This is a genomic window from Flavobacterium gelatinilyticum (genome assembly GCF_027111295.1).
Classification (GTDB): Bacteria; Bacteroidota; Bacteroidia; order Flavobacteriales; family Flavobacteriaceae; genus Flavobacterium; species Flavobacterium gelatinilyticum.
In genome coordinates this window covers 1,257,934-1,271,040 of sequence record NZ_CP114287.1, presented here as the reverse complement: position 1 = coordinate 1,271,040, position 13,107 = coordinate 1,257,934, and the positions used below count along the sequence as shown (strand labels likewise).

Below are 13,107 nucleotides of genomic sequence, written 5' to 3'. Positions count from 1 at the left end.
TCTTAATATCAAAAATATAAGTATTATCTGTATTTGACTTTTTTTCATTAATTTGCTAGACCAAGAGCAAAAAAATATGAAGAAAAAATACTTTAAACCATTACTTATAATGGCTTTCCTTATTGGAATTTCTTCTGTTTGTGCGCAACAAACAACGACAACAAAAGAAATAATACCAATTAATAATTATAATTATCATAATGCATTTGCACCTAATTTATATACTAAAAACGGAACTTCAACGCGTTCTGCAAATGGCCGGCCCGGAGCTGATTACTGGCAGAATAGAGCAGATTATCAGTTGATAGTGAAATTAAACGAAACAACTAATGAACTTATTGGTACAGACGAAATTACATACACAAACAATAGTCCTGATAAATTATCATTTCTTTGGTTAAACTTAGATCAGAATTTATTTAAAGATGATTCCAGAGGAAATGCGATAATACCTTTATCAGGAAGCCATAATGGTGCACAGGGACAGGTTTTTGATGGTGGAAATAAAATAAAATCTGTAAAAATAATTTCAGGAAAAAACAAAAATGAAACTACTGCAAAATATATAATTTCAGACACAAGAATGCAGGTTTTCCTTCCGGAAGAACTGGCTTCAAAGGGAGGATCTGTAAAAATCAAAATCGAATTCTCATTTATAGCTCCTTTTTACGGATCAAACAGAATGGGAATTTTGGAAACTAAAAACGGTAAAATTTTTACAATTGCACAATGGTATCCGCGCATGTGTGTATATGATGATGTAAGAGGTTGGAATACTGCGCCATATTTAGGCCCTTCGGAGTTTTATCTGGAATATGGAAATTTTGATGTAAAAATAACTGCGCCTGCAAATCATTATGTAGTAGGTTCAGGAGAATTATTAAATGGTTCTGAAGTACTGACTGCAGAACAATTTAAACGTTATAAAGAAGCTTCTCAAAGTGACAAAACTGTTGTAATTCGTTCGGCTGGTGAAGTTAATGCAGACGCCGCTGCAACTGCAACAGGAGAAAAAACATGGCATTATCAAATCAAAAATTCACGCGATTTTTCATGGGCTTCATCGCCCGCATTTATCTTAGACGGGGCAAAAATCAACTTGCCAAGCGGTAAAAAATCATTGGCGCTATCAGCATATCCGGTTGAAAGTAACGGAAACGATGCTTACGGACGTTCTACGGAATATGTAAAAGCATCTATCGAACATTATTCGAAACAATGGTTTGAATATCCTTATCCGGCAGCCACAAATGTAGCGGGTAACGAAGGCGGAATGGAATATCCGGGAATTGTTTTCTGTGAATATAAGTCAAAAGGAAAAGGTTTATGGGGTGTAATCGATCATGAATTCGGGCACACATGGTTTCCGATGATCGTAGGTTCTAATGAGCGTTTATTTGGCTGGATGGATGAAGGTTTTAATACTTTTATTAATTCGTTGAGTTCGGCTGCATTTAATAATGGTGAGTATAGAGAAGATCCTTTAGATTTACATAAAATGGCAGAAACATTCACAAGTAGTGGTTTAGAACCTGTAATGAGTTCTCCTGACAATATGAAAGAAGCTAATTTCGGAATATTATGCTATATAAAACCAAGTGCAGGTTTAGTAATTTTAAGAGAACAAATACTGGGAAAAGAACGTTTTGATGCTGCTTTTCGAAAGTATATTGAGCGCTGGGCTTACAAACATCCGCAGCCCGATGATTTTTTCAGAAGTATGGAAAATGCTGCAGGAGAAGATTTAAGCTGGTTCTGGAGAAGCTGGTATATAAACAATTGGAGACTTGATCAGGGAATCAACTCAATTAAATATGTAAAAAATGATCCTGCGAAAGGAGTAATCATTACAGTTGAAAATTTTGATAAAATGCCGATGCCGATTGTTTTAGAGGTTAAAACAAAAAGCGGAAAAGTAACGAGAGTCAATTTGCCTGTAGAAATTTGGCAAAGAAATAATTCTTGGTCTTTCAAACATAATTCGACTGAGGAAATCGAAAGTATTACTTTAGATCCTGATCACGCTTTCCCAGACAATAATACTTCAAATAATATCTGGACAGCGGGAAAAGGTAAGATAGAAAAAGATCTTATTTTAGATCCTTATATTGGAAACTATAGTACTGCAAAATCTCCTTTGACAATTGAATTGACAGAGAAAAATAGTACTTTAAATGCAGAACTTCCAAACTATCCAAAATTTGCATTAGAGCCTGTTGCAAACGAAAAAGACACATTCGAATCGCATAGAGCTGGTTTAAAACTTAAATTTAACGAAGCAAAAACTGGTTTCGATTTGATACTTACAGGAAATGGACAAGTGATTCCGTTTACAAAAAAGTAAACTTTAAAAGTGTAATACTTTTAGAACCATATAATTAGAGATAATTATCGGGTTTTATCTTTTTATATATTCACAAAACGTAAAAAAAATGTTAGAATTTTAATTTTTTGTTTTGTAAATAAAAAAATAATGTACTTTTGCACCGATGAATAAAATAAGTTTACATATAACTTCTTTGTCACGGACAAACTCACCGATTACTTCTCCCGAAGTACGGACACTATTCCTATAGTATCCACTGAGTTTTATAGCCGTATATTTATTCATATCCCTTTTTCATTTTGAAATCACATAATTTGTCCATTGGACAAACATATCCTAAAAGTATTTATTATTTTGTAGATTTTCTTAATCAATGTTTTGATTTTGAGAATGTTACTTTATTTTTTCTTATTTTTATTGGATTCGGTTCCGGATTTCAAACTAAACAACATTTTTTAATTTTTAACTCTAACTTCAATTATTGAAATGAAGATCTCTATTGTTGTTACCCAGGAAGAACACTTCAAATTCGCACAAGAAATCTGCGATACGATAGAATCATCTGCCTTGTTGAGAGGTACAGGGATTGCTAAAAGAACTCCTGAGTACATTCAGAAAAAAATGTCGAATGGTGATGCGATGATTGCTCTGGCCGATGGAAAATTTGCAGGTTTTTGTTATATCGAAAGCTGGGAACACGGAAAATTCGTGGCACATTCTGGTTTAATTGTACACCCGGACTACAGAAGTTTAGGTTTGGCAAAAAAGATAAAATCAAAAGTTTTTGATTATTCCCTAAAAAGATTCCCGGATGCCAAAATATTTGGAATTACAACTGGTTTGGCGGTTATGAAAATTAACTCTGAACTTGGCTATAAACCTGTCCCTTTCTCAGAATTAACAACCGATCCAAGTTTTTGGGCAGGCTGTAAAACTTGTACAAACTTTCATATTTTACAAAGCAAAGAAAACAAAATGTGCCTTTGTACCGGAATGTTGTATGATCCGAAAGAAAAACAAAAAAATCCGCCGAGACATCCTTTTAACGAGGCTGTTTTGAGCAGACTTAAAAAAATCAAACAGGCTTTATTCTTAAATAAAATAATGTCATTCTTTGTTTAAGTCAAATTAATTAGAAAAAATCTCAACTGCTGCATACGAAAGTATTAGCCTAAATTATAAAAAATGAAAAAAGTAGTATTAGCTTATAGCGGAGGATTAGATACCTCGTATTGTTTGAAATATTTAAAAAATGAAAAAGGATACGAAGTTCACACTGTTCTTGTTGACACAGGAGGATTCGATGCAGAAGAATTAGCAGCAATAGAAAAAAGAGCTTACGAATTAGGAAGTGCGCAGCACGCAAACCTGACAATCGTAGACAAATATTATGATAAAGCTATAAAATATTTGATTTTCGGAAACGTATTAAAAAACAATACATATCCGTTATCAGTAAGTGCAGAACGTGTTTTTCAGGCAATTGAAGCTATTAAATATGCTAAAAAAGTGGGAGCAAGTGCCATCGCACACGGAAGTACAGGTGCAGGAAATGACCAAATTCGTTTCGATTTGATTTTCCAGACTATCGCTCCGGAAATCGAAATCATTACACCAATCAGAGATTTAAAACTTTCCAGACAAGAAGAAGTAGAATACCTTCAAAAAAATGGCGTAAGCTATTCTTGGGAAAAAGCGCAATATTCTATCAATAAAGGACTTTGGGGAACAAGTGTTGGAGGAAAAGAAACTCTAACTTCCACAAAACCATTGCCAAGTGAAGCTTATCCTTCGCAATTACAAAAAGATGGAGAAGAAAAAGTGACACTTCATTTTGAACAAGGAGAATTAGTTGGTTTAAACGGAAAAACAGATAAACCTTCAAACAATATTGTAGCGCTTGAAAAATTAGCAAACGCTTACGCAATTGGAAGAGATATCCACGTTGGAGATACGATTATCGGAATTAAAGGAAGAGTTGGTTTTGAAGCTGCTGCTCCGTTAATTATCATCAAAGCACACCATTTATTAGAGAAACATACTTTAGGAAAATGGCAGCAATATTGGAAAGAACAGTTAGGAAACTGGTACGGAATGTTGTTTCACGAAGGTCAGTTCCTTGATCCTGTTATGAGAAACATCGAGACTTTCCTTCAAGACACTCAAAAAACAGTTAATGGAACTGTGACTGTTTCATTAAAACCATATCATTTTTCGCTTGACGGAATCGAATCTGAAAATGATTTAATGAACACTGGTTTCGGTCAGTATGGCGAAATGAACAATGCCTGGACATCTGAAGATGCGAAAGGATTTATTAAGATTTTAGGAAATGCTCAAAATATTTTCTCATCTGTAAACAAATTAGACCATGATTAATGTCGGAATTATTGGTGGTTCGGGCTACACGGCCGGAGAACTCATCAGAATTTTAATGTATCATCCAAAAGTAAACATCGATTTTGTTTACAGTACAACAAACGCCGGAAAACCACTTTCTGTAGCGCACCACGATTTGATGGGTGATATTGAAATGAATTTCACAGCCGAAATCAATCCGAATGTGAATGTTGTTTTCTTGTGTTTAGGTCACGGAAAATCGATTTCATTTTTGAAAGAAAATCAGTTTGCAAGTCATACTAAAATCATTGATTTAGGAAATGATTTCAGATTGAATAAAGATGCGCATTTCGAAGGAAAAGATTTCGTTTATGGATTACCTGAAATCAATAAAGCAGAAATCAAAAAAGCAAATTATATTGCCAATCCAGGTTGTTTTGCAACTGCTATTCAATTGGCACTATTACCTTTAGCAGAACACAATTTGTTGAATAATGATGTTCATATTAATGCAACAACGGGAAGTACAGGAGCAGGAGTAAGTCTTTCAGAAACTTCTCATTTCAGCTGGAGAAATAATAATTTTTCGCATTACAAAGCTTTTGAACACCAGCATTTAGGTGAAATTTCAGAAAGTTTGGTGCAATTGCAGGATGATTTTGACAGCGAATTGCTTTTTATTCCGAATAGAGGAGATTTTCCAAGAGGAATTTTTGCAACGCTTTACACATTATGCGATGATAGTTTGGAGCAATTAGTTGAAAAATACCAAGAGTTCTATAAAAATGAACCTTTTGTAACGGTTACAACGACTAATATCAACATGAAACAAGTGGTTCAAACGAACAAATGTATCATTAGTTTATTGAAAAAAGGAAACCGGGTTCTCATAACATCAATTATAGATAACTTAACCAAAGGTGCTTCTGGACAAGCGATCCAAAACATGAATTTAATGTTCGGATTAGAAGAAACCACAGGTTTACATTTGAAACCAAGCGGATTTTAGGAAAAATTTGTTTCAGGTTTTAAGTTTCAAGTTTCACGTTCTATACGTAACCTGAAACATGAAACCTGAAACTCAAATCAGTTTCAAGTTTAAAGTTTCACGTTGCAAGTTAACTTGAAACCTGACCCGAGGCTGAAAGCCGAATAGGCAAAGCAAATCTGAAACAAAACAAACAAAAAACAAAATGAACTTATTCAACGTTTACCCATTATACGATATCACTCCAGTAAAAGCAATTGATTGCACAATCATCGATGACAAAGGAGTAGAATATTTAGATTTATACAGCGGACATGGTGTGATCTCTATCGGACACACACAGCCGGATTATGTAGCAAAACTTAAAAATCAATTAGACCATTTAGGTTTTTATTCGAATGCAATTCAGAATCCTTTACAGGTTGAATTAGCACAGAAATTAGGAAAGCTCTCAGGTTTAGAAGATTATGAATTGTTTTTATGCAGTTCTGGAGCTGAAGCAAACGAAAATGCTTTAAAATTAGCTTCTTTCCATAACGGAAAATCAAGAGTTGTGGCTTTTCATAATTCTTTCCATGGAAGAACTTCTGCAGCAGTTGCCGTTACAGATAACAAAAAGATTGTGGCACCAATAAATGCGCAGCAAGAAGTAACATTTTTACCTTTAAACCAAATCGAATTGGTTGAAGCAGAATTAGCAAAAGGCGATGTTACAGCTGTAATTATCGAAGGAATTCAGGGAGTTGGAGGTTTAGACCAAGGAACAACGGAGTTTTTCCAAGCTTTAGAAAAAGCATGTAAAAAATACGATGTGGTTTTAATCTTAGACGAAGTACAGTCAGGATACGGAAGAAGCGGTAAATTTTTCGCTTTCCAACATCACGGAATCAATGCAGATATTATTTCAGTTGCGAAAGGAATGGGGAACGGTTTTCCGGTTGGAGCGATTTTGATTTCTCCAAAATTTGAAGCAAGTTTCGGATTATTAGGAACTACTTTTGGCGGAAGCCACTTGTCTTGTGCAGCAGGAATCGCAGTTTTGGATGTAATTGAAAAGCTTGATTTACAAAAGAATGTAAATGAAGTTTACGAATATTTCTTAGAGAAAATCAAAGAAGTTGACGGAATCAAACAAGTAAAAGGAAAAGGCTTAATGCTTGGAGTGGAGTTTGATTTTGATGTTGCCGCTTTAAGAAAGAAACTAATTATCGAAAAACATATTTTTACAGGAAGCGCAAATAATAAAAATCTATTAAGAATTTTACCGCCTTTAACTGTGAAAAAAGCAGATATCGATACGTTTGTAAAAGCTTTAAAAGAAAGTTTAGAAGAATTAAAAAACTAAACATACTGTCATTTCATTATCCTAACAGGTTTCAAAACCTGTTAGGTATTAAAAATAGACTAGAGATATAAGTTCAAAACTAAGTTAAAGAAAGTAAACTTAGAAATATTTTTAAGTTTCATACCTAACAGGTTTTTAAAACCTGTTATGATAAAAAAAGTTTCGATAAAAAGAAACAACCAAAAAACAACCAACCCATTTGAAATTATGAAACCATTATCAATTGAAACACGCAATGCGGTTTTGCGGACTATGGCAAAGCTGGTCGAACAGGAGCGGAATCAGATCATTTTGACCAATCAGGAAGATCTGAGCGATTACGACGGTTCAGATTTAGCGATGGAAGAACGCCTGAAAGTAGATGATAAAAAAGTAGATGAAATGATTTTATCGCTTAATCAGTTAGCTTCACAGGAAGACCCCATCGGTATTGAGCGTTTTCATTTTACTCATGATAATGGAATTAAAGTGGTGAATAAAACTGCAGCTTTCGGAACCATTTTAATTATTTACGAATCTCGTCCCGACGTTACTATTGAAGCAGGCGGAATTGCTTTTAAATCCGGAAATAAGATTTTATTAAAAGGCGGAAAAGAATCTCTAAAATCAAATTTAAAGATTGTAAGTCTTTGGCATAAAGCCTTAGAAGATAATGGAGTTTCAAAAGACTGGGTAGAATATCTAAATTATAACAGAACCGAAACTCAGGCATTTTTAGAAAAACCAACTCAAAAAGTAGATTTAATTGTTCCGAGAGGAGGAGAAAAATTAATTGAGTTTGTAAAAGCGCACGCCACTTGCCCTGTAATCGTAAGCGGACGAGGGAATAATTTTGTCTACGTTCATGAAGATGCTGACACAGATTTGGCCTTAAAAGTAATTTTAAATGCTAAAACGGCTAAAATCTCAGCTTGTAATGCTTTGGATAAAGTTTTGATCAGTTCTAAACTTCCCAATTTTGAAGGTTTTACAGCAATGTTGATTGAAGCTTTAATCGAATCAAAAGTGGAAGTTATTGTCGATAAATCGTTAGAGAATTTCGAGAATGCAAAAACTATTCAAAACGAAGATATTTGGTATGAAGAGTTTTTAGATTATAAAATCGTAATCGGAACTATTGATTCTCAAGATCATGCCATTGATATGATTAATAAATATTGCGGAGGACATTCTGCAGCAATTATCACAAGAGACAATGAAGCTGCACAACAGTTTATGGAATCAATAGATGCAGCAGCGGTTTATCAAAATGCATCAACGAGATTCACAGACGGCGGACAATTTGGTCTTGGCGGAGAATTAGCCATAAGCACTGATAAACTGCATCAAAGAGGACCAATTGGTTTACAACATTTGGTAACCAATAAATGGTATGTTTATGGAGAGGGACAAATTAGATAATTTTAGATTGCAGATTTTAGATTTTAGATTGTTGATAACTGATTTTTGAATTTGACATTTAATTGGAATTTGGGATTTAAATTTTTGGAATTTTTTCCACATGTAGCTTTGCGAACTTAGCGTTTATATAAACAAACAAAATCAAAAAACCTTGCGCCCTTTGCGGTTAAAAAACAAAACATGGGTAAAAAGAGAATTTTATTAAAAATAGGAAGTAATACTTTAACCAAAGAAACCAATCATATTTCGCGGGGAAAGATTGAAGATCTTGGAGTGCAGATTGCAGCTTTGAATGATGAATATGAATTTATTATTGTTAGTTCAGGAGCAATTGCGGCGGCGAAGCAATTTGTAAAGCTGGATAATCAGGATAAAGATGTTTTTGTAAAACAGGCTTTAGCATCCATAGGACAGCCTCATTTAATGCGGATTTACAATGAAAATTTCAAGGATTTAGGATTAAATACTTCGCAATGTTTACTTTCTTATTCTGATTTCGAAAAAGAGCAGACCAAAAAAAACATTGTAAATACGATTAATGTATTGGTTAAAAACAATTACATTCCGATTATCAATGAAAATGACACCGTAGCGACAGATGAGATTCGGTTTGGAGATAACGACAAATTAGCGGCTTTAACAGCAGTTCTTTTAAATGTTGATATTCTGATAATTGCAACCAATACAAACGGAATTTACACGAAAGAGACCTTTCAAAATGAAGTTCCGGAAACAATAAAACTGGTAAATGATTTAAAATCACTCGAAAAAGAAATTGGAGATTCAAAATCATCACACGGGACAGGAGGAATGCAGTCCAAAATTGAAGCCGCAGGAATTGCAAAAGCAGCAAATATAGAAACCTGGATCGTTAACGGATTGAATGATAATTTTATATTAAAGGCTTTAAAAGACGAGATTGCTTTTACTAAGATTGTGTAATTTGAACGCGGATGGAACGGATTCGCTATCGCGAAGACGCGGATTTAAACGGATTTGTTATGATATAAAAAGATATTACACATAAAGACGTTTTAATATTTATGTAGTATATTTCATTCAAATTTGTTTTTATGAAATTATTGCATCAAGAGTTAACTGAAGTCATTATAAAAACTTTTTATGAAGTTTATAATGAATTAGGATATGGATTTTTAGAAAGAGTTTATCAAAATTCCTTGTATTTGGAGTTAAAAGACAAAGGTCTTAAAGTTTAAGCTCAGAAGAAAATTATAGTATATTATAAAGGAAGAGAAGTTGGCGAATATTATGCTGACTTGGTTGTAAATGATTTAATAATATTAGAATTAAAAGCAGCAGATTGTATTGTGGCAGCATTTGAAAATCAAATTTTGAATTATTTAAAAGGAACTGATTGCGAAGTCGGTTTGATTTTGAATTTTGGAACAAAACCAGAGTTTAGACGGAAAATTTTCGAAAATAACCGGAAAATGCGGGTATAAAATCCGTTTAAATCCGCGTCTTCGCGATAGCGAATCAGTATAATCCGCGTCTAATTTTTAGGCATCAGAAATAAACAACTCAAAAAAAGCAAAGAACAAATGAACTATATCTCAATAAAAGAAATCGACTCATTATCAAAATGGGTAAAAAGCGCGATTAAAATCAAAAAAGATCCGCTTAAAAATAAAAAACTGGGGGAAGACAAAACCTTAGGAATGTTATTTTTCAACCCAAGTTTAAGAACGCGTTTGAGTACACAAAAAGCGGCCTTAAATTTAGGAATGAACGTTATGGTAATGAATTTTACCAACGAAGGATGGACATTAGAATTTGAAGACGGAGCTGTTATGAATTCTGGTGCTTCAGAACACATTAAAGAAGCAGCAGAAGTAGTTTCTCAATATTGTGATATCATTGCAATCCGTGCTTTTGCAGGTTTGGTCGATAAAGAAAAAGATTATCAGGAAACTGTAATTTCAGGATTTTTGAAATATGCTACAGTGCCAATCGTAAACATGGAAAGCGCTGTGCGTCACCCATTACAATCGCTTGCAGATGCGATTACGATGGAAGAATTCAAACCAAGACACAAAAACAAACAAAAAGTAGTGCTTTCTTGGGCGCCTCATCCAAAAGCTTTACCACAGGCAGTTGCCAATTCATTCGTAGAAATGATGCAAATGCAAAAAGATATGGATTTTGTAATCACGCACCCAGAAGGTTATGAACTAAGTCCAGAAATTACAAAAGGTTGTAAAATCGAATACGATCAGGATAAAGCTTTCGAAAATGCTGATTTCGTTTATGTTAAAAACTGGAGTAATTTCAACGATTACGGAAAAGTAACCAACAGCGATCCAAATTGGACTGTTACTGCCGAAAAAATGGCTTTAACCAACAACGGAAAATTTATGCACTGTCTCCCGGTTCGTCGTAACGTAATCGTAACAGATGAAGTTCTGGACGGAGAAAATTCAATCGTAATCGAACAGGCAAATAACAGAACGTATTCTGCACAATTAGTGCTGCAGAAGATTCTTAAAAAAATATAATTTAGGTGCAAAGGTTCAAAGTTTCTAAGATACTAAGAAACTGCGAGAATAAAACCTTAGTCCCTTAGAACCTTAGCATCTTAGAACCTCATGAAAAAAGTTTCAGTAATAAAAATAGGTGGGAACATCATTGACAATCCGGCAGAATTAGAACAGTTTTTAACTGATTTTTCTAAAATTGAAGGATACAAAGTTTTAGTTCACGGCGGTGGAAAATCGGCTACAAAAATGGCGCAGAGTATTGGTTTGGTTCCGCAAATGATTGACGGACGCCGCATCACAGATGCTCCAATGCTGGATGTTGTGGTAATGATTTACGCAGGTCAGATCAACAAACATATTGTAGCGCAATTGCAGGCAAAAGATAATAATGCAGTTGGTTTTTCTGGAGCTGATGGGAATTTAATTCAATCAGTAAAAAGAAATCACCCAACTATTGATTACGGATTTGTAGGCGATGTAAAACAAGTCAATACCAAATTACTGGCAACTTTATTAGAAGCGGGAATTCTGCCCGTTTTCTGCGCAATCACACACGACAAAAACGGACAATTGTTAAACACAAATGCCGATACTATTGCAAGCGAATTGTCAATTGCGTTATCAGAAGTTTTTGATGTTACGCTGACTTACTGTTTTGAAAAGCAAGGTGTTTTGATGGATTCAGAAGATGATTCATCTGTAATTACAGAAATCAACGAAGTTTTATACAATAAACTGAAAGAAGAAAAAGTAATTCATTCCGGAATGATTCCAAAACTGGATAACTGTTTCAATAGTTTATCTCGAGGTGTGCAGAAAATCAAAATTGGGCATCACAAAATGCTTCAAAATTCAGATGTTTTGCATACAACGATTACGTTATAAAAAATGTTGCCACAAATTGACGCTGATTTTCTCTATTAAAAGAGAAAATAATTTTGGCTGGATATTAAAAAAATCATTTTGATTTTAAATCTGAGACAAAAAAACAATTTGCGAAAAGTCGCGTAATTAGTGGCAAAAAAATAGAACGCACAAGGTATTTTAAATAAATTTGCGCAAGTAAAAATGGTCATAGGAAAGCTCAAAAACTTTGTTGCTTTGTCCCTTTGAGCCTTTGAACCTTATTAAAATGAAAAATATAGATACGCTTACCCAGGAAGCAATTAGTTTGTTAAAAAGCCTTATTGAAACACCTTCATTTTCAAGCGAAGAAGATCAAACAGCTCTTTTAATAGAAAATTGGTTCAATCAGAATAAAATTCCTTTCAAGAGAGAAAACAACAATGTGTGGGCTTTCAACAAATACTTCGACGAAAACAAACCAACATTATTATTAAACTCACATCACGATACCGTAAGACCGAATCAGGCTTACACCAACGATCCTTTCAAAGCGATCGAAAAAGATGGCAAATTATTCGGTTTAGGAAGTAACGATGCCGGAGGATGTCTGGTTTCGTTATTAGCAACATTCGTTCATTTTTACGAAAACCAAAACTTATCGCATAATATTGTTATCGTTGCTTCAGCAGAAGAAGAAAGCAGCGGAAAAAACGGTTTAAACAGCGTTTTAAAACATTTACCGGAATTGGATTGTGCGATTGTGGGGGAACCAACTCTAATGCAATTGGCTGTTGCCGAAAAAGGACTTTTAGTTTTAGATGTAAAAGTAAAAGGAACAGCTAGCCACGCCGCGCACCAAAACGATGATAATTCATTATACAAATCAATTCCGGTAATGGAATGGTTTAAAAACTATAAATTCGATAAAATCTCAGACGTTTTAGGTCCTGTAAAAATGACTGTAACGCAGATTAACGCCGGAAAACAACATAATGTGGTTCCGTCAGAATGTGATTTGGTTGTCGATATCCGCGTAACAGACTGCTATACAAACTCTGAAATTCTAGAAGTTGTAAAAGCAAATGTAAATGCCGAAGTTAAACCTAGATCAATGCATTTAAATGCTTCGTCTATTCCGGTTGAACACGGCTTAGTTCAAGCAGGAATTGCTTTAGGAAGAACGACTTACGGGTCGCCAACACTTTCAGATCAATCCGTTTTAAGCTGTCAGTCTTTAAAATTAGGACCAGGAGAAACATTACGTTCACATTCAGCAGACGAATTTATTTTTGTAAACGAAATTGTAGAAGGAGTCGATTTGTATATTAAAATATTAACGGACTTTTTTAAGTTATAAATAATA

Annotated in this window: 10 protein-coding genes and 1 pseudogene; all 11 read left to right on the top strand. The window is 34.2% G+C overall.

The window, feature by feature from the left end; all coding sequences use genetic code 11:
- Positions 1 to 76: 76 nt before the first annotated feature.
- The 11 genes and pseudogenes from OZP11_RS05330 to OZP11_RS05280 all read left to right on the top strand — a co-directional run bounded on the left by OZP11_RS05330 (position 77) and on the right by OZP11_RS05280 (position 13,101).
- On the top strand, positions 77 to 2,344 hold the full coding sequence (locus tag OZP11_RS05330) for a M1 family metallopeptidase (RefSeq protein ID WP_281234191.1): 2,268 nt from the start codon (positions 77 to 79) through the stop codon (positions 2,342 to 2,344).
- A 468-nt stretch (positions 2,345 to 2,812) separates the two neighbouring features.
- On the top strand, positions 2,813 to 3,448 hold the full coding sequence (locus tag OZP11_RS05325; protein WP_281234190.1) for a GNAT family N-acetyltransferase: 636 nt from the start codon (positions 2,813 to 2,815) through the stop codon (positions 3,446 to 3,448).
- Between the two features lie 63 nt (positions 3,449 to 3,511).
- Positions 3,512 to 4,705, top strand: a complete 1,194-nt coding sequence (locus OZP11_RS05320; protein ID WP_281234189.1) for an argininosuccinate synthase — start codon at positions 3,512 to 3,514, stop codon at positions 4,703 to 4,705.
- Positions 4,698 to 5,675 carry an N-acetyl-gamma-glutamyl-phosphate reductase gene (gene argC, locus OZP11_RS05315; RefSeq protein WP_144213846.1) on the top strand — a complete coding sequence of 326 codons (978 nt, stop codon included), beginning with the start codon at positions 4,698 to 4,700 and terminating at the stop codon, positions 5,673 to 5,675. The genes OZP11_RS05320 and argC overlap by 8 nt, the downstream gene beginning before the upstream one ends.
- 184 nt (positions 5,676 to 5,859) lie before the next feature.
- Positions 5,860 to 6,999 (top strand): aspartate aminotransferase family protein, encoded by a 1,140-nt coding sequence (locus OZP11_RS05310; RefSeq protein ID WP_281234188.1) that lies wholly within the window; start codon positions 5,860 to 5,862, stop codon positions 6,997 to 6,999.
- A gap of 207 nt (positions 7,000 to 7,206) precedes the next feature.
- The gene (locus OZP11_RS05305) at positions 7,207 to 8,400 is read left to right on the top strand and encodes a glutamate-5-semialdehyde dehydrogenase (RefSeq protein WP_432419661.1); all 1,194 of its coding nucleotides are present in this window, start codon (positions 7,207 to 7,209) and stop codon (positions 8,398 to 8,400) included.
- A 180-nt stretch (positions 8,401 to 8,580) separates the two neighbouring features.
- Positions 8,581 to 9,342 (top strand): glutamate 5-kinase, encoded by a 762-nt coding sequence (proB, locus tag OZP11_RS05300; protein ID WP_281234186.1) that lies wholly within the window; start codon positions 8,581 to 8,583, stop codon positions 9,340 to 9,342.
- Between the two features lie 131 nt (positions 9,343 to 9,473).
- Positions 9,474 to 9,863: pseudogene (locus tag OZP11_RS05295) on the top strand (GxxExxY protein).
- Between the two features lie 99 nt (positions 9,864 to 9,962).
- Positions 9,963 to 10,916: an N-acetylornithine carbamoyltransferase gene (locus OZP11_RS05290; protein ID WP_281234185.1), complete on the top strand. Its 954-nt coding sequence runs from the start codon at positions 9,963 to 9,965 to the stop codon at positions 10,914 to 10,916.
- A 90-nt stretch (positions 10,917 to 11,006) separates the two neighbouring features.
- Complete coding sequence (gene argB / locus OZP11_RS05285; protein ID WP_281234184.1) at positions 11,007 to 11,783, top strand: acetylglutamate kinase; 777 nt, start codon at positions 11,007 to 11,009, stop codon at positions 11,781 to 11,783.
- Between the two features lie 247 nt (positions 11,784 to 12,030).
- Positions 12,031 to 13,101, top strand: coding sequence for a M20 family metallo-hydrolase (locus tag OZP11_RS05280; protein WP_281234183.1), 1,071 nt, complete (start codon positions 12,031 to 12,033; stop codon positions 13,099 to 13,101).
- The last annotated feature ends 6 nt before the right edge of the window (positions 13,102 to 13,107 follow it).